A 24,721-nucleotide genomic window follows, 5' to 3' on the forward strand; every position below is an offset into this window, starting at 1 on the left:
ACGAACGCTCACGGGCTCGGTTGTCGCCTCGTCACCTCCAACCCCCGAGATCTCACATGTATCATCACGTCAAGAAGCTGATGTTCACTGTCCGCGTCGACGAGCCCGACCCGCGCTTCGGCAATATGCTCTTAGAGCAGTTCGGCGGCGCGAACGGCGAGCTTGCAGCCGCAATGCAATATTCCATCCAGGGTCTCAATTGCGAGGATCCGGACCGCAAGGATCTGCTGATGGACATCGGCACCGAGGAACTCAGCCATCTGGAGGTGGTCGGCTGCCTCGCGCGAATGCACCTGGCGCCGTCGAAATTCGACCGTCAGGCTGCCGAAGCGGATCCGCTCATCGCCATCGCGGGAGGCGGTGGGGTCAACCTGTTCAACTCGCAGGGCAATCCCTGGACGGCGGATTACCTCAAAATTACCGGCGAGCTCGACGTCGATCTTCGCAGCAATATCGCGGCCGAGGCGCGCGCGAAAATCGTCTATGAGCGGCTGATCAATTTCTGCGACGACGCGGGCTCGAAGGATGCTCTCCAATTCCTGATGACGCGCGAGATCACGCACATGAAGGCGTTCGCGGCGGCTCTCGAGAGTCTTTCCAAGCCCGCATTCAGCATCGGCCGGATCGCGCCGACGCCCGGCCTCGTCAATCAGTTTTTCAACGATTCCACCGGAACCGGCGACCATGGGGAGATCGACACACGTGGGCCGTGGAATGAGGGTGGTGAATGGGTGTTTACGGAGTCTCCGGCGCTACAAAGCGGCGAGCCCGGCGCAGCGACAGCGATCGTCACCGAGAGTTCACCGCCGGTGGACGAGGCCGGACTCACCGATCTTCTGTTGCACGAGTTGCGAGATATCCTGCAAGCCGAGAAACAGTTGACCAAGGCGCTGCCCAAGATGGCTCAGGCCGCGCGCTTCGATCAGTTGCGCGAACTGTTCGAGCAACATCTGGGCGAGACCGAAGCACAGATCGAGCGCCTTGATGAATGCTTCGAACTCCTCGGCGAGACCGCCCGCGCCAAGCCCTGCAAGGGCATGATGGGCCTGATAGAGGAAGGCCAGGAAGTGATGGCGGAGGGCGAGGAGAAGGAAGATGCGGCTGCCGACCTGGCGCTGATCTCGGCCGCCCAACGCGTCGAGCACTACGAAATGGCCGGGTACACGACCGCGCGCAATCTGGCGCAGCAGCTGCGGCACAGCGCGGTCGTGGCCTTGCTGTCCAAATCTCTCGCTGAGGAAGAAAACGCCGACCTCCTGCTCAATCAGGTCGCACGCTCGCTGATGTCGGTGGCGAAGATGCCGGCAACACTCGAACAGGCCGAATCCTAGATCCCGCGCCAAGGATCACATGGCTTCAGGGGCCGGCTCAGCTGTCGGCCCCTATTTGTTCGCCGTGTCTACGACAGAAACCCGCCCTAAATGAACGGCTTGCCGCCGGTGACCGCAACTGTCGTCCCCGACGTATAGCTGGATAGTGGATCCGCCAGCATCACATAGGCTGTTGCGAGTTCGGCCGGCTGCCCCGCGCGCTTTAGCGGCACCTGCTGACCGAAGTTTTTCACGGTATGTTCGGGCATGGTCGAGGGTATCAGCGGCGTCCAGATCGGACCCGGAGCGACCGCGTTCGCCCGAATCCCTTTTTCGGCCAGCATCTGGGCAAGCCCACCCGTAAAGTTCTGAATGGCACCCTTCGTCGTGGCGTAGGCAAGCAGGATGGGATTGGGCATGTCGGAGTTCACGGAAGCCGTGTTGATGATAGCGCTTCCCGGCTTCATGTGGGCGACCGCCGCCTTGGTGAGATAGAACATGGCATGGATGTTCGTTTCGAACGTGCGCTGCCATTCTTCATCACTGATGTCGCCGATATCCGAGAACGTCGCCTGATGAGCCGCGTTGTTGACGAGGATATCGAGCCCGCCAAGCTCCTCGACGGCGCGACGGACGATGGAGCGACAATGCTCGGGATTGCGGATGTCGCCGGCCATCAGCACGGCCTTGCGGCCTTCTCTTTCCACCAAGGCCTTGACCTCGGCGGCGTCTTCGTCCTCGTCGAGATAGGCGATGACGAGGTCGGCCCCCTCGCGCGCATAGGCGATGGCGACGGCCCGGCCGATGCCGCTGTCGCCGCCTGTGATGATCGCTTTCCTGCCGACGAGGCGTCCAGAGCCGCGATAACTTTCCTCGCCATGGTCCGGCCGCGGATTCATGACGCGGGTCGAGCCCGGCATCGGTTGCTTTTGCGCCGGATAAGGCGGCTTGGGATAATCGCTCATAACAGTCTCCCGAGGTTTAGCCGTTAACCGGGCGTAGCCGGCAGCGTTCCTGGGCCGGCGCAGCAGGAACCTCTCGCTCGCGGCCACATTCTCCGACCACAGGTCGAAACGCCGAAGCGCGGCCAGACGGAGCAGACAGCATGTTTCGGGAATTGCGCGCCCTTGCGCAACCGGGCGCAATCGCAGCTGTGGTGATCGTCCTGCTGTTGATGGCGGCGGGTGACGTCGCCATCGTAATCGCCGCCAAGGGATGGCCGCTCTAAACGGTGGCAGGCACCTGAAAGCCACGCCTCATCGGACCTCGTCGGCGGACCGAATTAGGAACCTTTGTACCCGTGGCCGGTTCCGCAAACGTTGACGAGGTGTTTGGCGAACTCAATGCCCGTATGCGCGCGATCGGCTCTGGTGCTACTTGCGACTTGGCCGCTTGCTGCCTGCGCCGGCCGGCAGTCGGCGCTCGATCCACAGGGGCTGCAGTCCGACCAGATCAGACACACGCTGTTCATTTTTGTCGCTGTGGCGGCGGTCGTCTGGACCGCTGTCGTGATTGCTCTCGGCATAGGAATGTTGCGACGGAAGCGTGCGGCCGATCAACCGCTCGATCTCCACCAGACCTTCGAAGAACGCACCGGGCGCGTCATCCTGGCGCTTGGGATTGCGACCACTGTCATCGTGCTCGGCCTCTCCTTCGTCAGCTATGCCGGACAACGCACGGTCTTCGCCAAAGACGAGAACGCGCTCACCTTGAAGATCGTCGGCCATCAATGGTGGTGGGAAGTCCGTTATGAAGCCGACAGCCCGCATCAGAACTTCGTGACAGCGAACGAGATCCGGATCCCGACCGGTCAGCCGGTGAAAGTCGAACTGGAATCCGCCGACGTGATCCACAGCTTCTGGGTGCCGAGCCTGACCGGGAAGATGGACCTCATTCCCGGGCAGAAGAATGAGCTGCAATTCACCGCCAAGAACGCCGGCATGTACCGGGGGCAGTGCGCCGAGTTCTGCGGGCTGCAGCATGCCCACATGGCGTTTGACGTGATCGCTCTGCCGCCCGATGAGTTCGGTCGCTGGCGCGAGCACGAAAACCAGAGCGCGGAAAGCCCTGCGGATCAGCTCGGCAAGCAGGGCGAGGCTCTGTTCCGGGCACGCGGATGTGCCTTGTGCCACAACGTCAGCGGCACGCTGGCCGGGGGACAGCTCGGCCCGGATCTCACCCACGTCGGCGGCCGCAGAACGATCGCTGCGGGAACGCTGCCGAACACTCCGGCGACGCTGGGCGCATGGATCTCGGATCCCCAGCACATCAAGCCCGGCAATCTCATGCCGAAGATGCCGCTGCAATCTGACGAGCTCATCGCGATCATTCACTATCTGGAGCAGCTCAAGTGAGCGTGACCGCTGAATCAAATGAGTTGCGGGATGACGTCCTGAACGGCCTTCAGCTTTCGGGGCAGCTCGAGCGGGTGTGGCGTACGCCTTCCGGACTCGTCGGTGCCCTCATGTCGGTGGACCATAAGATCGTGGGGCGTCGCTATATCCTGACCGCATTCGCGTTCCTGCTACTCGGCGGCATTCTTGCGATGCTGATGCGCGTTCAGCTTGCCGGGCCTGAGCAGACGTTTCTTTCGGCCGACAAGTACAACCAGATCTTCACGATGCACGGCTCGACGATGATGTTTCTGTTCGCCGTGCCGGTCATGGAAGCGTTTGCGGTCTATCTCGTGCCTTTGATGGTGGGCACGCGCAACATCGCCTTTCCTCGCCTGAATGCCTTCAGTTATTGGATGTTCCTGTTCGGCGGCTGCTTTCTCTGGATCTCCTTCCTGTTCAATGTCGGCCCCGATGTCGGCTGGTTCTCCTACGTTCCGCTCTCCAGCCTGCAGTTCACGCCGACCAAGCGCGCCGACGTCTGGGCGCAGATGATCACCTTCACCGAAGTCGCGGCGCTCGCAGTTGCCGTGGAGATCGTCGTGACCGTGTTCAAGCTGCGGGCGCCCGGAATGACGCTCGACCGTATTCCCCTGTTCGTCTGGGCGATGCTGGTCACGAGCTTCCTGGTGATGTTCGCGATGCCATCGATCATGGTGGCATCGACGTCGCTGATCCTGGACCGCCTCGTCAACACCCGCTTCTATGATGCCTCTTCGGGCGGGCATCCCCTGCTCTGGCAGCATCTGTTCTGGTTCTTCGGTCATCCCGAGGTCTACATCATCTTTATCCCGGGCACGGGCATGGCTTCGACGATCCTCGCCACTTTCGCGCGTCGGCCGGTGATCGGCTATCCCGTGGTCATTCTCTCGCTGATCGGCACCGGTTTCCTGTCGTTCGGTCTTTGGGTCCACCACATGTTCGTGACGGGCCTGCCCCAGCTCGGCGCCGGCCTGTTCACGGCCTCCAGCATGTTGATCGCGGTGCCCAGTGGCCTGCAGATCTTCTGCTGGCTCGCGACGCTCTGGGACGGTCGGCCGGTGTACCGGACGCCGCTCTTGTTCGTGATCGGATTCATCGTGATCTTCGTGATCGGCGGGTTGTCCGGCGTCATGGTCGCCTCGGTGCCGATCGACACGCAGGTGCATGACACCTATTTCGTCGTCGCTCACTTCCACTATGTCCTGATCGGCGGCGCCGTCTTTCCGTTGATCGGCGCCGTCTACTACTGGTTTCCGAAGATCGCCGGACGCATGCTGAGCGAAAGACTGGGGCGCTGGAATTTCTGGCTCGCCTTCATCGGCTTCAACGTTGCGTTCTTTCCGATGCATTTTCTCGGCCTGATCGGAATGCCGCGCCGGGTTTATACTTACACCGCCGACATGGATTGGGCACATTTGAATCTGTTGTCCAGCATTGGGGCCTTTGTGTTCGCGCTCAGCTTTGCGCTGCTTCTGGTGAATGTGGTCTACAGCCTGCGCAAGGGTGCGCTGGCTGGCGACAATCCCTGGAATGGCTCGACGCTGGAATGGGCGACCTCGTCGCCGCCTCCGCCGCAGAATTTCGACCGCATTCCGGTCGTCAAGCACCGCGATCCGCTGTGGGCCGACAGCGAGAGCCTGCCGGTGATCGCCGGGCTCAGCGCAGAGCGGCGCGAAGTGCTGTTGACCTCGCTCGCGGAAGCGGAGCCGCAGACCCGCGAGGCCTCGTCCGAACCGAGCATCTGGCCGCTGCTCACGGCCATCGCAACGACCGTATTCTTCATCGGCTCGATCTTCACCCCCTGGGCGGTGCTCTGGGGCACGCCGCCGATGGCCGTGACCTTGATCGGCTGGTTCTGGCCGAGCGGCAGCAAGGAGGACGAGGAGTGAGACAGACCATCGTCCGTAACGTCGCCGAGCTGCCGACTTATGGCTACGGTCCGCGCAGCGGACCTTGGTGGGGCGCCATGGGTTTCATGGCGCTGGAAGGCATGGGCTTTGCCATTGCCGTTGGCACCTATCTCTATCTCTACGCCATCGACCCGAATTGGCCGATCGGCGCCGCGCCGCCCGACCTGTGGCCGGGCACGACCGAGGCCGTGGTCTATCTCCTGAGCATCATTCCGAACGAGATCACCAACCGTGCCGCATACCGCCAGGACCTTGCGAAGGTGCGGACCGGCCTCGTCGTGATGTCCCTGATCGGCATCGCGCTCCTTGTTCTGCGCGGCTTCGAGTTCGCCCATCTCAATACGCGCTGGGACAATTCGGCCTACGGTTCGATCGTGTGGCTCATCCTGGGACTGCACACGACCCACCTCGCCACCGACGTCGGCGACACGGTCGTGCTAGCCGTACTGATGTTCACGCGGCATGCAAAACCGCGCCGATTCAGCGACGTGACGGACAACGTGTTCTACTGGAACTTCGTCGTGCTCGCGTGGCTGCCGCTTTATGCCTTGCTCGATTGGGTGCCGCGCCTATGACCGCAAGCGATGGACAGTACAAATTAGTCTATTGGGCCGGTGTTGCGCTCGGGCCCCTCACCTGGGCCATCAATTTGCAGGGCGTCTATGTTTTTGCGCATTTCTCCTGCGAGAACACCAGGATGAGCGGTGCGGTTCTGAGCGCCGTTCTGGCGATTGTCGCACTCGCGGGCACGGCCATTTCCGCCCGCGCGGTGCGGCGCAGCGCCGGGGCTGAATGGACCGACGCGCAAGGCGGCGGCCCCCGGACGTTCATGGCGTGGCTCGGCGTCGGCTCCGGCGTTTTGTTTGCGCTGGTGATTGCGAACCAGCTCGTCGCATCACTGATGATCAGCCCATGCCTGCGCTGAAGCTTTTGGCATTGCTGCTAGCCCTGCTCGCGCAGCCGGCGCAGGCGCATGGAATATCCGATGTCGATCCGGGATCGCTGTGGAGCTACGATCCCTGGCTGTTGGCCCCGCTTTATGCCGTCGGCATCGGTTTCTACATTGGCACGCAGCGGCTGTGGCGGCATGCGGGCGGAGGCCGCGGCGTCAGCTTCCGCCAGGTCGCCGCGTTCTGGACCGGATGGCTGACCGCCGCGCTGGCCGTGACCTCTCCGCTGCACTGGCTCGGCGAGCGGCTGTTCGCAGCGCACATGGTCGAGCACGAGCTGCTGATGGTGGTCGCGGCGCCTTTAATGGCGTTCGCCCGGATCAACGGCCCGATGCTGTGGAGCCTGCCTGCCTCGTTTCGACCGGCGGCCGGCCGCATTCTCAATTTGCCGATACTGGCGGCGCCATGGCGCTTTGTGAGCCACCCGATGAGCGCGACCATTCTTCACGGCGTAGCGCTCTGGGTCTGGCATGCCCCGCCGCTTTATGCGTGGGCGCTCGAGAATACCACCATCCATCGTCTCCAGCACATCAGCTTCTTTGTAAGCGCCCTGTTGTTCTGGTGGGTGCTGCTGCACGGCCGCGGACGGGGTCGTAGCACACGAGTTCGCGACGGCATCGCGGTTGCCTGCCTGTTCATCACGATTCTGCATTCCGGTGTGCTCGGGGCCCTGCTGACGGTGTCGCCACGCGTCTGGATTCCCGGCCAAAGCGCATTCGCCGGCGAATTCGGCCTCTCGGCGCTCGAGGACCAGCAACTCGCCGGAATCCTGATGTGGGTGCCCATGGGCATACTCTACACGGGCGCCGGGTTGTTCTTTGCCCACCGTTGGCTGACTGCGAACAATGGCCACTCCTACCCGTTGCTTGTTTGAGATCCGGGCTGAGCGATCCCGAATAGGAACCTCATCTTCAATTCGAACGTTCGCCTGCTAACTGGGGCATTCCAAGGAGGCGACATGAACAAACGGTCCGTCACGGCGGCAACGGCAATCCTGGCCGCAGCATTGTCGATGCCCGCGGCCTTAAACGCGCAGGACCAGCCCCGGCCGGCAACGTCGTGTCCGGTCGATCATGACAAACTCGCCGACATCCTCAAGAAGAGCGCCAAGCCGGGCGGCGGCCCGAGCAACGGCGGATTGGACAATAACGAGTGGGGCGCTGTCGTTAATCGACAGGGTGTCGTCTGCGCGGTCGCTTACAGCGGCAGCAAGGCCGACGATCAATGGCTTGGCAGCCGAGCGATCGCAGCTGAGAAGGCGAACACGGCGAATGCGTTCAGCCTGAAGGACAAGGCGATGGCCACGGCCAATCTCTACGCCGGCGCGCAACCTGGCGGATTCCTGTTCGGCGCGGGTCTCAGCAACCCTCCATCTCCAGAGGTTCTTTACGCCGGCAGCCCGGGCGAATACGGGACGGCGCAGGACCCGATGGTCGGCAAGCCTGTGGGCGGCGTAATCGTCTTCGGCGGTGGGCTGGCGCTGTATGATGGCAACGGCATCGCCGGTGCGCTGGGCGTCAGTGGGGACAGTTCCTGCGCCGATCACAACGTCGCGTGGCGCATACGTCACCAGCTCGGACTTGACCACGTGCCAGCCGGCGTCAGCCCGAACATGAAGGACGCCATCATCTATGACATCGGCCCGGACGGCAAAAGCCCGTCGGGATTTGGTCACCCCAAGTGTAACGGCAAGGAGGATCAGATCGCGGTCGATCTTGGCGCGGGCGTGTCGGGCAATGTCGTGAGATAACGCTCTGTCTACAGCAGCCTTTTGGAACCAAGCCGCGACGCAACGTTTGTACGTTCGTAAATCGGCCGGCGACGCAGCACGGCCCGATCATTGCTGGGGAGATTTTTTACCAATGTTCGTGCGTGGCCTTACCCAGGTTCTGAGCGTAATCTGCGCGTCCTGTGCGTTGCTGTCGTCAGTCTCGGCTCAGACCGATCTGGTGAGCCGTATGAAGGACCCAGGTCAATGGCCGATGGCGGCGCGCGACTACGCCAACACGCGCTACAGCGACCTCGACCAGATCAACACAGCCAATGCATCGCGCCTCCAGCTTGCGTGGACGTTCTCGGTCGGCGTCGATCGTGGCCAGGAGGCGGCGCCTCTGGTGGTGGACGGCACCCTGTATGTGGTTGGTCCCTATGCAGGCCCCTACCCCAACCGTGTCTTCGCGCTCGATGCCACCACCGGCGAACTGAAATGGTCATATGCACCGAAGCCGGAGCCGGCTGCCGCGGGCGTCGCCTGCTGCGACGTCGTCAATCGCGGGCTCGCCTTCGACAACGGCAAGGTCTTCCTCAACACGCTCGATAATCATACCGTCGCGATAGATGCCAAGTCCGGCAAGGAGCTCTGGCACACGAAGCTCGGCGAAATCAACAAGGGCGAGACCATCACGATGGCTCCCGTCGTGGTGAAGGGAAAGGTCCTCGTCGGCAATAGCGGGGGCGAGATGGGCGTACGCGGCTGGGTCACCGCGCTTGACGAGAACACCGGCGCCATTTCCTGGCGGGCGTATGCAACCGGTCCGGACAAAGACGTGCTGATCGGCGACGACTTCAAACCGTTCTACGACAGTCTCAAGGGCAAGGATCTCGGCGTGAAGAGCTGGCCCGCCGACCGCTGGCAGGTCGGGGGCGGCACAATGTGGGGCTGGATTTCCTACGATTCTGATCTGAACCTGATCTACTACGGCACGGCCAATCCGAGTCCATGGAATGCCAACCAGCGCAGCGGCGACAATCTCTGGAGCACAACGATCTTTGCCCGCGACCCCGACACCGGCCGCGCCAAATGGGCCTACCAGATCAACCCGCACGATTTGTTCGATCACGACGAGATCAACGAGAATGTGCTGCTCGACCTCGAGCTCAATGGACAGACCCGGAAGGTCCTGATCCATCCCGGCCGCAACGGCTATATGTACGTCATGGACCGCGCGACCGGCGAGGTGATCTCGGCGGACGCCTATGAATTCGTCAACTCCTACAAGGGCGTCGATCTGACGACCGGTAAGATCATCCCGAACGAGGAGAAGACGCCGCTCGTGGGCAAGACCGTGGAGAACATCTGCCCCGCCGCACCGGGCGCCAAGGATTGGCAACCGACAGCATGGTCACCACGCACCAAGCTCCTCTATGTGCCGCACCAACACCTTTGCATGGACTTCAAGGCCTCGCAGGTCGGTTACATCGCCGGCACGCCCTATGTCGGCGCAGACGTCGACATGTATGCCGGCCCCGGCGGCTATCGCGGCGAGTTCATGGCGTGGGATCCGGTCGCGCGCAAGAAAGTCTGGGAGATCCACGAGAAGCTGCCGGTCTGGAGCGGCGCGCTGGTCACGGCCGGCGATGTCGCGTTCTACGGCACCATGGATCGCCTGTTCAAGGCGGTGGACGCCAAGGATGGCCATCTGCTGTGGCAGTTCCGGGCGGGCTCCGGATTCATCGGCCAGCCGATTTCTTATCGCGGCACCGATGGGCAGCAATACATCGCGATTCTGTCCGGTGTCGGCGGCTGGCCCGGGGTGGTGGCCAATGCCGAGGTCGATCAGCGCGTGCGCAATGCCGCGCTGGGCTTTACAGGCGCGACGCAGGATCTGCCGTTCTACACCGCCGGCGGGAGCGAGCTGCTGGTTTTCAAGGTGGGTGGAGCGAGCGGTGAGGACACTAGCCATGCGCCTTCGAAATAGATCCGGTATCGCCTTCGGAATCGTGATCGGGCTTGGGATCAATGCCGCGACAGCGTCGGCCAGCGCACTCCGCGTCTGCGCCGATCCGAACAACCTGCCGTTCTCGAACAGCGCGGGGGCGGGATTCGAGAACAGGCTCGCAGCGATGGTCGGCGAATACCTCGGCGAGCAAGTGTCCTACACCTGGTGGGCGCAGCGGCGCGGCTTCATCCGCAACACACTGAAAGCCGGAAAATGCGACGTCGTGATGGGCGTGCCGTCCGACTACGATCTCGTGGAAACGACGAAGCCGTATTATCGCTCGACCTATGTCTTCGTCACGCGGCAAGATCAGCATCTCGATCTTTCTTCGCTGCTCGATTCGCGCCTGCATCAGCTTGTGATCGGTGTGCATCTGATCGGCGACGACGGCAATAACCCGCCGCCCGCGCAAGCGCTCGGCGAAGAGGGCATCGTCGACAATGTCCGCGGCTACTCGATCTACGGCGACTATCGTCAGGCCGATCCGCCGGCGCGCCTGATCGAGGCGGTCGAGAATGGCGACATCGATGTCGCCGCAGCCTGGGGTCCGCTGGCCGGCTATTTCGCGCAGCGCTCACCCGTGCCGCTGACGGTCACGCCGATTCGGGACACCGAGCGCTTTGCACCCCAGCAATTCCAGTTCGCCATTGCAATGGGCGTACGCAAAGGCGACGACGGCCTGCGCGACCGGCTGAATAGCTTCATTGACGAGCATCGGTCCGACATCACGTCGCTGTTGCGAAATTACGGCGTGCCGCTGGTCGATCAGCCCGTCGCGACTTCAGGAGGGCATCAGTGATGTCTGCTCCAGCGTTGCGTACGAGTGTGATTTCCTTACTGCTGGCGGCTGCGCCGAACGGCATCGCGCTTGCCCAGCAGACTCTGCCGCAGTCGCAGGAGGCCAAGATGCCGACACTCGCGCCGCGCTCGAACTTCGGCGGCACTGTTGGCAACGGCAGGCCCGGTGTCTTCATGCAGGTCCCGGTCAGCCATTTGTTCCCCGGAGCGCAGCCGGATCCGCCGCAGATCAAGAACCCGGTGCAAGGCGATCCCAACGCAGAGCAGCGCGGGATGACGTACTATGTCAACTTCAACTGCGTCGGCTGCCATGCGGCCAACGGCGGCGGGGGCATGGGCCCGGCGCTGAGCAACAACACCTTCATCTATGGGTCGCAGCCCGAAAACATCTTTCTCTCGATCTACCAGGGCCGGCCGAACGGAATGCCAGCCTGGGGCGGCGTGCTGCCCGACAGCGTGATTTGGGACCTCGTCACCTACATCGGCAAGATCAGCAACGAGCCGAGCCATCAATGGGGCCGCACCTTCTCGGCGAACCCGCTGTCTCCCGAGGTCGAGCAGGTCCCGACCGAGCAGGTGTCGACGACCGATCCCTGGTCCGCCACCAAGCCTTTCAAATTCGGCCAAAAACCCTGATCGGCGAAGCGGAGCAGCCGATGATGAGTTCGGTTACACGATTGCTGATCGCCTCGCTGCTGGCGATGGCCACCGCCGCCTGCGAGGAAGGCGAGGCTGCAGGCCCGGACAACTTCACCGGTGATGTCCGTCGCGGCGCTGATCTCGTCAGACACTATCAATGCGGCGCCTGCCACGATATTCCCGGCATTGCCGGCGCGAACGGCAATGTCGGGCCGCCTCTCCATCGGATCGGCACGCGCACCTATATCGCGGGATACATCCGGAATTCGCCGGATAACATGGCCGACTGGATCGAAAATCCGCAGCGAGCATTGCCGGGCAACGCAATGCCGACAATAGGAATTCCGCAGAAGGACGCGCGCGACATCGCGGCGTTCCTCTATACGCTGAAGTAGACATCAGGAATTCAGGCCCGCTGACGCCTTGTCTTCGCGCTCCGTGGGGGCGAACGACTGGCCATGGACAACGCAAATGCCAGGCAAGCAGCGAGCCCGAACACCGCAATTCCCTTGCTGACGACACCGGCGGGCGGGAGCTGCTTGCGCGCCAGCCAGCCGCCATCGACAGATGTGCCATCAGGCCCCGCCTCGATCATCATGCCCTCGCTACTTCTTGCCGGGCGAGCGCGCGACAGGAGGAAGCGGAATGCGGCTCCAAGAATATTCTCGATGGTCCGCGGAGCAATCGCATAGGCCAATTGTCCGGCGCGCGCTGGCCAGCCGACTGCGACCTCGTCACGAGGCGCGCGCACCAACCTGAGGAAGGTCTCGGCAACATCGTCAGCCTGGTAGAGCAGCGGGCCCGGATCGAGCGTCCGCCCGGACATGTTGGCGCCGTGGACGAAGCCTGGCGTATCGACCATGGCCGGGAAGACGCCACAAACGTGAATGCCGGGATGCGCGCTCAGTTCCTGGCGCAAACTTGCGGTGAAGCCACGCAGGCCGAACTTGCTGGCCGTGTAGGCTGCTGCAAACGGCGTCGGCGCCCAGCCGCCGAGGGAGATGTTATTGATCAGGATGCCGCCGTTCTGGCGGAGAAAGACCGGAAGCACCGCGAAAGCGCCGTGCATCGTGCCGAGCAAATTGACTTCGATGGTTCGGCGATGAAGCGCCATGTCCGCATCCTGATAGGCACCGAAAACACCCGTTCCGGCGTTGTTGATCCACACATCGATGCCGCCGAAGGCGTCTTCGGCCTGCCTCGCCAAACGCTGCATCGCCTCCGCATCGGTGACATCGGTCGGGACGGCCAGCGCCCGGCCTCCGAGCGCCTGGCATTCGGCAGCGAGATGCTTCAGGACTTCACCGCGACGTGCCGCCAGGACCACGCTTGCGCCGTTACGCGCGAAGGACAGCGCCGCGGCGCGGCCGATTCCACTGGAGGCGCCTGTTATGACGACGCGCGTGCCCATCATTTGCCGCTGCTCAGGTCCAGAGGTGTCCATGGGAACGAGCCAGCGCAGGGATCTCCGCAGGCGCTCGCTCCCGTCCGATTCGAACCAGTCGCCATGCGCGAAGATGACGCGCTCCGGGCCCAGCCGCACGAGCCGCTCGGCGGCGGCCCGAACCGAACGACCTCCGAGGCGCAGCAGGAGACGGAGATAAATCGGCGCCTTGCCGCCCGGCTTGGCAATGCCAAGCAACTTTGCCGCGGTCTCGGCCGAGCCGCTGAGATGGTCGGGATCAAGATTCTGCACGAGATCGGTCAGCACAAGGGTTCGGCTCCGCTTGTCGAACACCTCCACCTCGGAGAACATCGGGGCATTCACCGACACGGTTTCGAGATCGGCGGTCCATTCGGCAGGCGTCGTATCTCCAAGCTCGCGGTCGATGCGAATTCCTGCTGCGCGAACCTGCTTGCGCGCCGAAAGGCCACGCGCGGCGAATGTTGCAGCCTGGGGCACCTCCCGTTGCCAATCGGACAGGAACATCCAGTGTGCGATATTGGGCGCGAGCAGGTATCGTATAGGGCCTAGGCGCTCCAGCTCATCGCGCAGAACGGGCGAGTATCTTACCGGCGAGTGGAGCACGAGGTCGCCATTCGAAAGCCGAATGACGGTCATCCGCACCGGCAGCTCCAGACCGGCTGCGTTGATCGGCGCGTCGTCGACGATCCAGATATCATCCGAGACCCGCGACAGACTGACAGTCGACAATCCGACATCGGCATTTTGCATGAGCATCTTCCATCACATGGACTTTGCTCAAGCCGCCAAGGCGGCGCTCGTTCCTGAGACTCTGGCTTGATACAGCCGATGCGAGGAACGGATCGCCATCCAAAGGTTTGGGCCGGCGACCAACCTTCCTTGAGCGCAACACGTGGACAAGCCGAGCGATCCCGCCTCATTCAACGCAGCTTCGGAGCTCGATAACGTCTCGCCGCAGCAGACTGAGGAAATAGCGTCCCAGAGCAGGCCCAGCGCCGCGCTGATTCATGAGACCATCCGTGCGGAGGGTGAGCAGGAGCTTCAGCGGCACTGGTGGGCCATTCTCATGTCCGGCCTTGCAGCGGGGCTTTCGATGGGCCTCTCGCTCGTGGTCCAGGGCGAGTTGCATGCCGCGATTTCCGCCGACGCGACGCGCCGACTGGTTGTACCGCTCGGCTACACCGTCGGCTTCCTCGTCGTGGTGCTGGGGCGACAGCAGCTTTTCACCGAGAACACGCTGACGCCGATCCTGCCGCTGCTGCATCACCGCACTTTTTCCATGCTGATGAAGGTCCTTAGACTGTGGACGCTGGTGCTTGCCTCCAACATCGCTGGAACCTGGGCGATCGGATCCGTCCTTGCGCGCACCGACATTTTCGAACCCAGGATCACCTCTGCGTTTCTTGAACTCGGCCGCCACACGATCGAAGGCACGTTTTCGGCAACCTTCGTCCGCGCCGTGTTTGCCGGCTGGGTGATCGCGTTGATGACGTGGCTACTGCCTGCAGCGAAGGGATCGCGCGCGCACATCATCGTGGTCATGACCTATGTGGTTGCGCTCGGCGAATTCGCGCACATCGTCGCCGGCTCGGTCGAGTGCGCATTCCTGGTGGAAGGCGGGCAGGCCTCGTTCGGCCAATACGTCCACGACTTCTTCGTGCCGACGCTGCTGGGCAACATTTTGGGCGGGACGACTTTGGTCGCGCTGTTGAACTACGGCCAGGTCGCCGCGGAGCTCGACAAGCCCGAGGACTAGCCCGGTCGACATGATGGCACCCCTCGCGCGGTCCCTTGGGCGGGCAATCGCAAGCCATGAATCGCAAGCCATGCAGCGGTTCCAATGGCCTCATTAGGCACCTTCCGCGCGCGCCAAGGTTGATCTGGCGAGGTGCGGGCGATGATGGCCGCACCTTGAGCGGAGGAACTGAGATGAAGAATCTTGTAACGATCGCGCTCGGTGCGGCGCTGATGACGATTTCGACGGCGCACGCCCAGAGCGGCACAGGCGCTTCCCGCACCGGTTCAAGCATCAACTCCTCCGGAACCGGCGGCGCAGCGGGCGCCGGCGCCTCGAGCCTGAACACGCCTTCGGACAACAATGGCGGCGGCGCAAGCGCGCCGGCCAAATCCGCCCCTGTGCCGCCCAACGGCCCCGGTGCTACTTCGGGAAGTACGGCTCCAAAGACTAACTCTCCGGAGCGGCGGCAATAGCGGTGCCCCCTCTACGCGCCGAATTGCCGCTCGCGCAGGCCCAGCCTCTGGACGAGGCTAACCTGGCGTCAGCCCAAGCGCCATCCATACGATTGCTCCGAGCATGACCAGAAAACTCGTGACTGCCGTCCCAATAAAGACCCCCTCGATGCGATCCATCGCAGCCCCCTTTGCCAACGCGATTTTGAGGTTCCGCGAAGCCCACCGCATTAATTTATGTGAATCCGGCGCAGCTTTGTCGTCCGGAAGGAGCGACGTTCGCCGGTTCCTCCGTAATAACGCCAGCATGCAGACGAATAGGAACGCTGTCGTACGTCGAGCCGCAACTTTCGACGCACCAACGTACGAACCGGAGCCAACCTTATCATAGTTTATTGTTTTCTGCCGGTTTTCTCAGCCACAAAGGATCACGGGGCAATGCCATCGGACGACCAATGCAGGCAGGTTTTGCGTTCTCTAAGCTGGCCAACCGGCTGGCGAGTCTCACCACCCTTACGGCCGACGACCTCGACCTTCTCGCCGATATGCCGAGCACAATTGCCCATCTCGGCACCCGTCAAGCCGTTCTGAGGCATGGCGACGATGCCGCCCAATGCTGCCTCCTGCTCCAGGGATATCTGTCCTGGCAGGACGCGGACAGCACAGAGGGGCAGATTTCATCGATCTCCGTTCCCGGCGATATCGCCGATCTGCACACGCTTTACCGCCCACGCGTCAACGGCAATTTGATCGCGCTCGGTCCCGCGATCGTAGTCCTCGTGCCGCACCGCTTCCTTCACGAACTGTCCACGCGCTCGCCGGCCATGTCACGCGCATTGGTGCTTATGCTGCTCACGGATCACGCCATCCAGCGCAACTGGACCATCAACCTTGGCAGCCGGGATGCATTGACCCGCGTGGCGCATCTGCTGTGCGAGATCACAACGCGCCTGCAAAATGTCGGTCTCGCCAACGATTTCAGATTGTCGTCTCCATTCACCCAGTCCGACTTGGCTGCGGCATGCAGTATCTCCCCTGTTCACGCCAACCGCACGATCCAGGAATTGCGCCGATGCAATTTGCTGCAATGGCAGGGCAAGACGATGACGATTACGGACTGGCCGGGCCTGGTCAGGCTTGCCAGATTCGATCCGGCCTATCTGGGGATGCGGTCCAGCCACGGCAATTCGCGACCGGCGCATCTCGGGCCAGTCAATGCGAACGTCGAGGTCGCCTGACGGTGTTCAAACGGCGCTTTGCCGTAGCGCGCTCCTGACCAGCAGCGCATCGCGCACCTGTGCAATGACCTCTTGCCAATCGCCGGCCGTTTGCTGATGAAACAGCCGCAGGCTCGGGTACCAGAACGAGCGGGACCCGGCCGATGGCCAGCGCCAATCGCAATCGGCGTGCAGCAAGACCCATGCCTCACATCCGAGCGCTCCTGCAAGGTGCGCGACCATCGTGTCGACGCAGACGACGAGATCGAGCTGCCGGATGAGTTGAGCGAGCGCAACGATGTCGGGCGTGCTGACGTCTCGCGCACCGATCTCGAACGCACCCTCCGTCCCGGATCCGCGTTGAAGCGAGTAGAGCGACACGCCTCTGCCGGCGAGGCGACGCAACAGCGGCGCCGGAATGGTCCGTCGCTTGTCCCAGTTGCCGACTTCCCAGACCAGACCCACGGCCAGACTGCCGCATCGGGGGGGTTCAGGCTGGGTCTCCCGCGCAAGCGTCACATAGGGAGCGCGCATCTCGACATGATCGCGCCTCGCCTTGATGGCGTGAGGCACCTCCATGATCTCGATATCGACCTCGAAATCGACCTCAGGCGTGCCGTCGTGAAGCGCCACGGCACGATCGACACCTGCCGCCCGCTCCACTAGAGGCAGAAGTTCGCCCTGGCACCAGACGCTGACGCTGCGCGCGAGATCGCGAAGCGGCTGCAGGAAACGGAGGAACTGGATGGTATCGCCAAGCCCGTGATAGCAGCGCACCAGCACCTTCTTATCCATCAGGTCCTCGCCACGCCAGATCCGCTGAAGGTGACGCGGACCTGTGTGCTTGGGTGGATGCGCAAGCATCGACAGATCACGATCATTGATCGCCCAAGCACGCTCGAAATCGCCCGCACGCATGGCGTCAACCCAGTCGCTCGCCATCTTCTTCGGCGATCCGGCTAGCGCCGCACAAATTTGTGAAAGCGGCTCATCTTGCCGTCCTTGGTGTGGTCCTGGTGGAGAAAGGCCAGGCCGGTCTCATCAAATTTCTCGAAGAACTCGTCCCAGCTGATCCGGTCGAGCCCCTCATCCGGCGGATCGAAATCGATGCGCAGGATACCGGCATGCCCATCCTCCTCCGTAGCCTTGACCGTTGCAGGCTTTCCACCGCGTTCCTCCGCCCATTTCCGGATCGCATCGTGACTGGTGGTCTGCCGGGCTTCGCTGTCTTGCGTCTTTGTCATTTGGCACCTCGTTTGCCTCCGAGCCCGGGCGATCATATCGCCGGACCATCGGATTGTTTGCCGTGAACGCTCGCCGGCAAGATTTGTTCTTCGGGGCCTCAATAGCTGGCACGGGGCACCAGCATCATCTTCTTCATCTTCATCATGGAAGGTCTTCGTTCCCTCCAACCGGCCTGAGATTCTATCGCAGGTTAAGCGCACGGCATTTTGTCGGCCAGAATCGACCAAGCGCAGGCAACGGCGCTTCGAACGCAGGAACGAACATACCCTCCCCACGTTCGCCGAGGTACTTACGTTGACACCGCGCGTTTTCCGGAGGGCTTCAATCCATGCATTCTCGTCTTCAGGACAGGCGGCGCGTGCGCGTCGGCATCGTTGGTGTCGGCAATTGCGCGAGTTCCTTGGTCCAGGGGCTCACCTATTACCGCAACGCGGAGTCCAACGCGCCCGTGCCCGGATTGATGAACGTCGATCTCGGCGGCTATCACATCAGCGACATCCAGATTGCATCGGCCTTTGACGTCCACGCCGGCAAGGTCGGGCGCGATGTCGCCGATGCCATTTTTGCCAAGCCGAACAACACGCATCGCTTCTCCGACGTCGCGCAGACTGGCGTCATCGTCGAGCGCGGCCCGGTCATGGACGGTATCGGCCATTACCTCGCAGACGACATTCCGATTGCCGATGTACCAGAAGCCGACGTCTCGGAGGTGCTCGCGACCTCGCGCACGGACGTGCTGGTATCCTATCTCCCCGTCGGCTCGCAACGCGCCAGCGAATGGTACGCTGCGCGCGCAATCGAGGCCGGCTGCGGTTATGTCAACTGCATTCCCGTCTTTATCGCCTCAAATCCGGAGTGGCGGCGGCGGTTCGAAAATGCCGGCTTGCCGATCGTCGGCGATGACATCAAGAGCCAGGTCGGCGCCACCATTCTGCATCGCGTCCTCGCCAACCTTTTCCGCGACCGCGGCGTGCGGCTTGACCGAACCTACCAGCTCAACGTCGGCGGCAACACCGATTTCAAGAACATGCTCGAGCGGGAGCGGCTGGCCTCGAAGAAACTCTCAAAGACACAGGCCGTCACCAGCCAGTTCGACGTGCCCATGGAAGCCGATAACATTCACGTCGGCCCGAGCGACCACGTGCCGTGGCTGACCGATCGCAAGCTCGCCTTCATCCGGCTGGAGGGCACGACATTCGGCGGCGTTCCTCTGAGCGCGGAAGTCAAGCTCGAAGTCTGGGATTCCCCGAACTCGGCAGGAGTCGTGATCGATGCGGTTCGCTGCGCCAAGCTCGCCATGGATCGTGGGCAAGCCGGCGCGCTGACCGGCCCCTCGAGCTACTTCATGAAGTCGCCGCCGCAGCAGTTCACGGACGAGGAGGCGGGACGCCGGACGCGAGCTTTCATCGAAGACAAGGCATATAGCTGATGACGAAGACCATCCATCTCATTCGTCATGGGCACCATGCTCTGCTCGGCCGCACGCTGTGTGGCCGGATGAAAGGCGTTGAGATCGATGTTATCGGCTGCAACGAAATCGCGCGTTGTGCCGATACGATCACTCCGCACCCGACCGTGATTCAGTCGAGCCCGCAGCGGCGGTGCATGCAGTCGGCCTGCATTCTGGCGGCACGCTTCGGCCTGCCAGTCGAGATCGTCCCGGCGCTCAACGAGATCGACTATGGGGAATGGACCGGGTTCTCTTTCGAATATCTCTGCCAGGACCCGCGCTGGTCGCGCTGGAACAGGCAGCGCGGGCGGAGCCGGCCGCCCGGCGGCGAGAGCATGCGGTCGCTCCAGAAGCGCGTCGTGGCCCATCTCGAGCAACTGCGCAGCGATCGCAACAGCGACACCGTCATTGCCGTCAGTCACGCCGAGCCGATCCGCGCAGCGCTCCTTCATTATTCCCGCATGGAGCTCGACGCTTTTCTCTCGATCGAAATCGATCCAGGCAGCGTCAGCACCCTCAACGTCGACAACCGCGGAATCACGATCACGCGAATTAACCAGCGGGTGCCAGCGTGAAGATCGTCATTTTTGGCCTGACAATCTCCTCCTCCTGGGGCAACGGGCATGCGACTCTGTGGCGCGGCCTCTGCAAGCATCTTGCGCGATGCGGGCACAGCATCGTCTTCTTCGAACGCGACGTGCCCTATTACGCCGGCGCCCGGGACTTGCATGAACTGGCGGGCGGTCATCTGCGACTGTTCTCGAATTGGGAAGATGTACGCTCCCTGGCCCGCAGCGAGCTTCGTGACGCGGATGTCGCGATCGTGACCTCCTATTGTCCGGACGCGATCGCCGCGACCGAGCTGATCCTCGCAGAATCCCGCGCGATGCCGGTGTTCTACGATCTCGACACGCCGATCACCTGCGCTCGGCTCAAGGCCGGCGAAGCCGTGCCCTATATCGGAGGGCGCGGCCTGCGCGATTTCGCGCTGGTCCTGAGCTTCACCGGCGGCCAGCACATCGCCAATGAATTTCGCGATCGGCTCGGCGCCTGCAAAGTCCGGCCGCTGTATGGCCATGTCGACACCGACATCCATCGACCGGTCCCGCCTCAGTCGCACTATCGCGCGGATCTGTCCTATCTCGGCACGTATTCCGAGGATCGTCAGCCTGCGCTCGAAAAATTCTTCGTTGCCCCCGCACGGTCCCGGCAGGATCTTCGCTTCCTGATCGGGGGAGCGCAATATCCGGAGAATTTCCCCTGGTCTTCCAACATCTACTTCGTGCAGCACCTGCCTCCATTGGAACACGCCGCGTTTTTTGCATCGTCGCGGCTCACACTCAACGTGACGCGCCGGGCCATGGCGGAAATGGGCTGGTGTCCGTCCGGGCGGCTGTTCGAGGCTGCGGCCTGCGGTGTCCCCTTGCTGAGCGATGAGTGGCCGGGGATCGAGGAATTCTTTACGCCCGGACGGGAGATCCTGACCACGCGGAACGAGAACGATACACTCGCCGCGTTGACGATGGCCGACGCCGAGCTCCAACGCATTGCCCGGCGCGCATATGAGCGGACCATGGATCAGCACACATCCGACAAGCGCGCTGGTGAATTGATCCTGCTGCTCGAGCAGGCTGCATCGGTCAGCGGGCGCCACCAGCAACCAGAGGAGGCTTGACCATGTGGGGCATCGTTCCGGCCGCGGGCCGCGGCAGCCGAATCCAGCCGCTCGCCTTTTCCAAGGAATTGCTTCCGGTCGGAAGCCGCCGCGACGACGGCACCGATCGGCCCTGCGCGGTCGCGGAATATCTGCTGGAGCGCCTGATCCTTGGCGGTGCCGACAAGATCTGCTTCGTGATCTCGCCCGGCAAATCCGACATCCTCGAATATTTCGGGGATCACTATGGCAGCGCTCAGCTCGCCTATGTGGTTCAGCCCGACGCTTCGGGTCTGTGCGATGCGGTGTTCAGGGCGAGGACGGTGGTCGGCCATGACGAAGACGTCATTGTCGGCCTTCCGGATACAGTGTGGTTCCCCAAGGCGGCGTTGCAGACGTTGCCCGGCGCCGACCTTTCGTTTCTGCTGTTTCCGGTCGAGCATCCCGAGTTGTTCGATGCCGTCGTGCTCGACGGCGATCGCGTGAAGGAGATCCAGGTCAAGCAGCGCGGCGCGGCGTCCAAATGGATCTGGGGCGCCTTCAAGATGTCGGCGCGCGGATTTCGCGAACTGCAGTCGCTGTGGATGACGCGCGATCGGCGCGATGAATATTTCGGGACACTCGTCAACGCCTACATCGCGGGCGGCGGCCAGGGACTTGGGGTCAAGGCCGGCGAATCCTATGTCGATGTCGGCACTATCGGAGGCTATCGCACGGCAATGGCTTTGCTGGCTGAAAGCTCGACTGCAAACGGGCGTTCACGATTATTGGCCGGCGGATCATCGGAAGCAGTCCGGCCAGCCGCGGCCATGACTAACGGAGCGACTGCATGAATCAGAGCGCCCTCTCCCGCGAGGAAATCCGCCAGCGCGTCGATGCGCTCGGGCCCTGGTTTCACAACCTCGATCTGAACGGCGTGCGGACCGCGCCTTCGCACTTTCTCGGCGACTATCCCAATGTCAAATGGCGGCGCTTTGCCGGAATCATTCCGGACCGTCTGGACGGCAAGACCGTCCTCGATATCGGCTGCAATGCCGGGTTCTACGCCATGGAGATGAAACGGCGTGGCGCCGAGCGCGTCATCGGCCTCGACACCGACGAGGAATATCTGGCGCAGGCCCGCTTCGCAGCCGAGGTCAACGGCCTCAAGATCGAATTCCGCAAGATGTCAGCCTATGATGTCGGACAGCTGCGCGAAAAGTTCGATCTCGTGATCTTCATGGGCGTACTCTACCATCTGCGGCACCCGCTGCTGGCACTCGACCTGATTCATGAACACGCAGCTGGCGATCTGCTCCTGTTCCAGTCCATGCAGCGCGGTGAGAGTCGCGTGGATCCAGTCGACAAGAACTACGACTTCTGGACCACCGGTCAGTTCGACTCGCCGGGCTATCCAAAGCTGCACTTCATCGAAAACAAATATGCCGACGATCCCACCAATTGGTGGGTGCCGAACCGCGCCTGCGCCGAAGCCATGTTGCGCAGCGCCGGCTTTGCCATCGCGGCGCATCCGGAAGATGAAGTCTATCTCTGCAAGCGGGTGCAAAGGCCGCAGGCGGAAGGACCGGTCTATCCCTCGCGGGAGGCGAGCCGATGATCGAGGCGGCCAAGATCTGGAACGAGCCGAACAACAAGTCGCATTGGGATATCCTGATCGATCCGGATTGGGCGATGTTCGCCGACCTGGCGCTCGCTGCCGGAAAATCCATCCGCAGCGCGCATCCGACGCTCCCGCGTGTGCTCGGCGGCATATCGCCGATTGATCCGTCCTTCATTCGTAACATGCAGGTCCGCGGCGTGCTCGATCATGTCGATGCAGTGGCCGTGCACGGTTTTCCCCTCGACTGGAACCTGTGGCAGATCGCTGAATGGCCGGCCAAGATCAAGGAGATCAAGGCTGTCACCTCGCTGCCGGTCTGGGTGACCGAGGTGGGGGTCTCGTCCTTTGGTGCCGAAGAGGTGCAGGCCTGGGGATTGACCCGGACCGCAGAGCTCTTGACCGGCCGCGCGCCACGGATTCACTGGTACAGCCTCTACGATCTTCCCTCGAGCTGGGAGGCCACCACGCGACACAAGGAAGCTGAAGGCTCCTCCTACTACAGACATTTCCACATGGGGCTGTTGCGCGAGGACGGCACGCCAAAAGCGGCGGCGACTCTGTTCGGCGAGTATGTGCCTGCGGTGGGCCTGTGCCAGTGGTTTCACTTCGAGGACCATCGCCTCCACGACGCCGTGCGCTGGATGCGCCGACTCGGCGTGCAGCATCTCAGGACTGGCCTGTCCTGGGCCGACAGTTTCCGGCCGAACGCGCTCGACTGGTTCGATCGCCAGATGGATGCACTTGCCGAGTTTCAGGTGACGCTAACCTTCTGTTTCACGCCCGAGCACCGGGGCATTGAGCCTCATCACACCAGCCCGCCCCTCGATGTGAACGAGTTCGCCGACTTCTGCGGGCAGATGGTCGAGCGCTATTGCACGAAAACCGGGCTCGCGCCCGCCGCCACGTCCACACACCTGACCAGCCCCGAGCCGACATGCGCGCTCTGATCCTGGTAATGGATTCCGTCGGCATCGGCGCCGCGCCCGACGCCGCCCATTACGGCGACGAAGGGGCCGACACCGTCGGTCACATCGCCGATGCATGTATGGCGGGTAAGGCCGACAGCCCACGGCGCCAGGGGCCGCTTCGGCTGCCCAACCTGGTTGCGCTTGGCCTTGGCGAAGCCTGCCGTCTCGCCACCGGTCGTGTGCCGCCCGGACTGGAGGCGCCGCCGAAGCATTCGCGATTTGGCTGCGCGAGCGAAATATCGAAAGGCAAGGACACGCCGTCCGGCCATTGGGAAATTGCCGGTGTGCCGGTGCCGTTCGACTGGGGTTATTTTCCCCAGACTGTGCCGTGCTTCCCGGACCACCTGCTGAAGGAGCTGTGCGCGCGGGCTGGATTGCCCGGTGTGCTCGGAAGCTGCCATGCGTCGGGCACGGAAATCATCGCCGAGTTCGGCGAGCATCATATCAGAACCGGCGAGCCGATCTGCTATACGTCCGCGGACAGTGTGTTTCAGATCGCGGCCCACGAGGAGAGCTTTGGGCTCGAACGCCTCTACGAGGTCTGCGGTGTTGCGCGCCGCCTGATCGATCCCCTCAACATCGGCCGCGTCATCGCCCGGCCGTTCGTCGGCACGTCTGCCGACAACTTCAGGCGAACCGCGCGCAGGAAAGATTTTTCCGTGCCGCCCCCGGAGCCGACCATTCTCGATTTCGCCGCAAATGCCGGACGCGATGTCGTTACAATCGGAAAGATCGACGACATTTTCGCCCATCGCGGGACCGGGCGGAACATGCGGGCCGATGGCAACGAAGCACTGTTCGACGCCACGCTCGATGGGCTGGGTTCTCTCGCCGACGGTGGGCTGCTGTTCGCCAACTTCATCGATTTCGACACACTGTACGGCCATCGCCGCGACGTCGCCGGGTATGCAGCCGCGCTCGAAGACTTCGATGCGCGCCTTCCAGAGCTGCTGAACCGCCTCCGCAACGATGATTTCATGATCATCACGGCCGACCATGGCTGCGACCCGACCTGGAGCGGCACCGACCATACCCGCGAGCAGGTGCCCATTCTGGCCTGGAATGCGCAATCAAATCCTCCGGTTGGCCGGCGCGCCGGCTTTGCGCATATCGGAGCGACCGTGGCGAGGCATCTCGGCCTGCCCTCGCCACGTCACGGCGCACATTTTTAGCCGAGACGCGCCCGTCGATTCACTCAGGTTATTGATCTAGGTTAGAGAAATTTTCGTTTGTACGTTTCGGAGGAACGAACATACCTTGCGCCGCTTCT

At 62.6% G+C, this 24,721-nt stretch carries 26 protein-coding genes; 22 read left to right on the forward strand and 4 right to left on the reverse strand.

From position 1 onward, the window contains the following. Window positions 1-56: 56 nt before the first annotated feature. Window positions 57-1,331 carry a DUF892 family protein gene (locus JJE66_RS23180; protein ID WP_200516801.1) on the forward strand — a complete coding sequence of 425 codons (1,275 nt, stop codon included), beginning with the start codon at window positions 57-59 and terminating at the stop codon, window positions 1,329-1,331. A gap of 86 nt (window positions 1,332-1,417) precedes the next feature. On the opposite strand, the gene JJE66_RS23185 is transcribed toward JJE66_RS23180, so the two are convergent. After that, window positions 1,418-2,275 (reverse strand): SDR family oxidoreductase, encoded by an 858-nt coding sequence (locus JJE66_RS23185; protein WP_200516802.1) that lies wholly within the window; start codon window positions 2,273-2,275, stop codon window positions 1,418-1,420. Between the two features lie 140 nt (window positions 2,276-2,415). Here JJE66_RS23185 and JJE66_RS38505 point away from each other — a divergent pair, with 140 nt between their 5' ends. From JJE66_RS38505 to JJE66_RS23235, 11 genes are all read left to right on the forward strand, one after another. Next, the gene (locus tag JJE66_RS38505) at window positions 2,416-2,538 is read left to right on the forward strand and encodes a hypothetical protein (protein WP_283818513.1); all 123 of its coding nucleotides are present in this window, start codon (window positions 2,416-2,418) and stop codon (window positions 2,536-2,538) included. A gap of 142 nt (window positions 2,539-2,680) precedes the next feature. Continuing rightward, window positions 2,681-3,664 carry a cytochrome c oxidase subunit II gene (gene coxB / locus JJE66_RS23190; protein WP_409362840.1) on the forward strand — a complete coding sequence of 328 codons (984 nt, stop codon included), beginning with the start codon at window positions 2,681-2,683 and terminating at the stop codon, window positions 3,662-3,664. Beyond that, window positions 3,661-5,574, forward strand: a complete 1,914-nt coding sequence (gene ctaD / locus JJE66_RS23195; RefSeq protein ID WP_200516804.1) for a cytochrome c oxidase subunit I — start codon at window positions 3,661-3,663, stop codon at window positions 5,572-5,574. Before coxB ends, ctaD begins: the two co-directional genes overlap by 4 nt. After that, the gene (locus JJE66_RS23200) at window positions 5,571-6,170 is read left to right on the forward strand and encodes a cytochrome c oxidase subunit 3 (RefSeq protein ID WP_200516805.1); all 600 of its coding nucleotides are present in this window, start codon (window positions 5,571-5,573) and stop codon (window positions 6,168-6,170) included. The genes ctaD and JJE66_RS23200 overlap by 4 nt, the downstream gene beginning before the upstream one ends. Further along, window positions 6,167-6,520, forward strand: coding sequence for a hypothetical protein (locus JJE66_RS23205; protein WP_200516806.1), 354 nt, complete (start codon window positions 6,167-6,169; stop codon window positions 6,518-6,520). Before JJE66_RS23200 ends, JJE66_RS23205 begins: the two co-directional genes overlap by 4 nt. Beyond that, window positions 6,508-7,419, forward strand: a complete 912-nt coding sequence (locus JJE66_RS23210; RefSeq protein ID WP_200516807.1) for a cytochrome c oxidase assembly protein — start codon at window positions 6,508-6,510, stop codon at window positions 7,417-7,419. Before JJE66_RS23205 ends, JJE66_RS23210 begins: the two co-directional genes overlap by 13 nt. Window positions 7,420-7,557: 138 nt before the next feature. Then, window positions 7,558-8,295: a heme-binding protein gene (locus tag JJE66_RS23215; protein WP_246756641.1), complete on the forward strand. Its 738-nt coding sequence runs from the start codon at window positions 7,558-7,560 to the stop codon at window positions 8,293-8,295. 112 nt (window positions 8,296-8,407) lie between these two features. Further along, complete coding sequence (locus tag JJE66_RS23220; RefSeq protein ID WP_200516809.1) at window positions 8,408-10,243, forward strand: PQQ-dependent dehydrogenase, methanol/ethanol family; 1,836 nt, start codon at window positions 8,408-8,410, stop codon at window positions 10,241-10,243. Next, window positions 10,227-11,063: a substrate-binding domain-containing protein gene (locus JJE66_RS23225; RefSeq protein WP_200516810.1), complete on the forward strand. Its 837-nt coding sequence runs from the start codon at window positions 10,227-10,229 to the stop codon at window positions 11,061-11,063. Before JJE66_RS23220 ends, JJE66_RS23225 begins: the two co-directional genes overlap by 17 nt. Next, window positions 11,063-11,698, forward strand: a complete 636-nt coding sequence (locus JJE66_RS23230; protein WP_200518699.1) for a cytochrome c — start codon at window positions 11,063-11,065, stop codon at window positions 11,696-11,698. Before JJE66_RS23225 ends, JJE66_RS23230 begins: the two co-directional genes overlap by 1 nt. A 20-nt stretch (window positions 11,699-11,718) precedes the next feature. Beyond that, window positions 11,719-12,096: a cytochrome c family protein gene (locus JJE66_RS23235; RefSeq protein ID WP_200516811.1), complete on the forward strand. Its 378-nt coding sequence runs from the start codon at window positions 11,719-11,721 to the stop codon at window positions 12,094-12,096. A gap of 11 nt (window positions 12,097-12,107) precedes the next feature. Here JJE66_RS23235 and JJE66_RS23240 read toward each other — a convergent pair whose 3' ends face one another. Then, complete coding sequence (locus tag JJE66_RS23240; protein ID WP_200516812.1) at window positions 12,108-13,877, reverse strand: SDR family oxidoreductase; 1,770 nt, start codon at window positions 13,875-13,877, stop codon at window positions 12,108-12,110. 142 nt (window positions 13,878-14,019) lie between these two features. On the opposite strand from JJE66_RS23240, the gene JJE66_RS23245 reads away from it, so the two are divergent. The 3 genes from JJE66_RS23245 to JJE66_RS23255 all read left to right on the forward strand — a co-directional run bounded on the left by JJE66_RS23245 (window position 14,020) and on the right by JJE66_RS23255 (window position 16,555). Further along, the gene (locus tag JJE66_RS23245; RefSeq protein ID WP_200516813.1) at window positions 14,020-14,883 is read left to right on the forward strand and encodes a formate/nitrite transporter family protein; all 864 of its coding nucleotides are present in this window, start codon (window positions 14,020-14,022) and stop codon (window positions 14,881-14,883) included. A 173-nt stretch (window positions 14,884-15,056) separates the two neighbouring features. After that, the gene (locus JJE66_RS23250) at window positions 15,057-15,338 is read left to right on the forward strand and encodes a hypothetical protein (protein ID WP_246756512.1); all 282 of its coding nucleotides are present in this window, start codon (window positions 15,057-15,059) and stop codon (window positions 15,336-15,338) included. A gap of 374 nt (window positions 15,339-15,712) precedes the next feature. Further along, the gene (locus tag JJE66_RS23255; protein ID WP_246756514.1) at window positions 15,713-16,555 is read left to right on the forward strand and encodes a Crp/Fnr family transcriptional regulator; all 843 of its coding nucleotides are present in this window, start codon (window positions 15,713-15,715) and stop codon (window positions 16,553-16,555) included. A 6-nt stretch (window positions 16,556-16,561) separates the two neighbouring features. Here JJE66_RS23255 and JJE66_RS23260 read toward each other — a convergent pair whose 3' ends face one another. Both JJE66_RS23260 and JJE66_RS23265 read right to left on the reverse strand, forming a co-directional pair. After that, a complete protein-coding gene (locus tag JJE66_RS23260) occupies window positions 16,562-17,329 on the reverse strand; it encodes a hypothetical protein (protein WP_311979946.1) in 768 nt (255 codons plus the stop codon). Window positions 17,330-17,493: 164 nt separating this feature from the next. Beyond that, window positions 17,494-17,778, reverse strand: coding sequence for a hypothetical protein (locus tag JJE66_RS23265; protein WP_200516815.1), 285 nt, complete (start codon window positions 17,776-17,778; stop codon window positions 17,494-17,496). Between the two features lie 329 nt (window positions 17,779-18,107). Here JJE66_RS23265 and JJE66_RS23270 point away from each other — a divergent pair, with 329 nt between their 5' ends. From JJE66_RS23270 to JJE66_RS23300, 7 genes are read left to right on the forward strand one after another with little or no spacing between them, the layout of a single operon-like run. Then, a complete protein-coding gene (locus tag JJE66_RS23270) occupies window positions 18,108-19,208 on the forward strand; it encodes an inositol-3-phosphate synthase (RefSeq protein WP_200516816.1) in 1,101 nt (366 codons plus the stop codon). Next, on the forward strand, window positions 19,208-19,804 hold the full coding sequence (locus JJE66_RS23275) for a histidine phosphatase family protein (protein ID WP_200516817.1): 597 nt from the start codon (window positions 19,208-19,210) through the stop codon (window positions 19,802-19,804). The genes JJE66_RS23270 and JJE66_RS23275 overlap by 1 nt, the downstream gene beginning before the upstream one ends. Then, window positions 19,801-20,904, forward strand: a complete 1,104-nt coding sequence (locus JJE66_RS23280) for a glycosyltransferase (protein ID WP_200516818.1) — start codon at window positions 19,801-19,803, stop codon at window positions 20,902-20,904. Before JJE66_RS23275 ends, JJE66_RS23280 begins: the two co-directional genes overlap by 4 nt. A gap of 2 nt (window positions 20,905-20,906) precedes the next feature. Beyond that, window positions 20,907-21,716, forward strand: coding sequence for a nucleotidyltransferase family protein (locus tag JJE66_RS23285; protein ID WP_200516819.1), 810 nt, complete (start codon window positions 20,907-20,909; stop codon window positions 21,714-21,716). After that, window positions 21,713-22,480, forward strand: a complete 768-nt coding sequence (locus tag JJE66_RS23290) for a TIGR04290 family methyltransferase (protein WP_200516820.1) — start codon at window positions 21,713-21,715, stop codon at window positions 22,478-22,480. The genes JJE66_RS23285 and JJE66_RS23290 overlap by 4 nt, the downstream gene beginning before the upstream one ends. Next, the gene (locus JJE66_RS23295) at window positions 22,477-23,430 is read left to right on the forward strand and encodes a beta-xylosidase (RefSeq protein ID WP_200516821.1); all 954 of its coding nucleotides are present in this window, start codon (window positions 22,477-22,479) and stop codon (window positions 23,428-23,430) included. Before JJE66_RS23290 ends, JJE66_RS23295 begins: the two co-directional genes overlap by 4 nt. Continuing rightward, entirely contained in the window at window positions 23,418-24,623 is a 1,206-nt protein-coding gene (locus JJE66_RS23300) for a phosphopentomutase (RefSeq protein WP_200516822.1), read from the forward strand. Before JJE66_RS23295 ends, JJE66_RS23300 begins: the two co-directional genes overlap by 13 nt. The last annotated feature ends 98 nt before the right edge of the window (window positions 24,624-24,721 follow it).

Source organism: Bradyrhizobium diazoefficiens (genome assembly GCF_016612535.1).
Classification (GTDB): domain Bacteria; phylum Pseudomonadota; class Alphaproteobacteria; order Rhizobiales; family Xanthobacteraceae; genus Bradyrhizobium; species Bradyrhizobium diazoefficiens_C.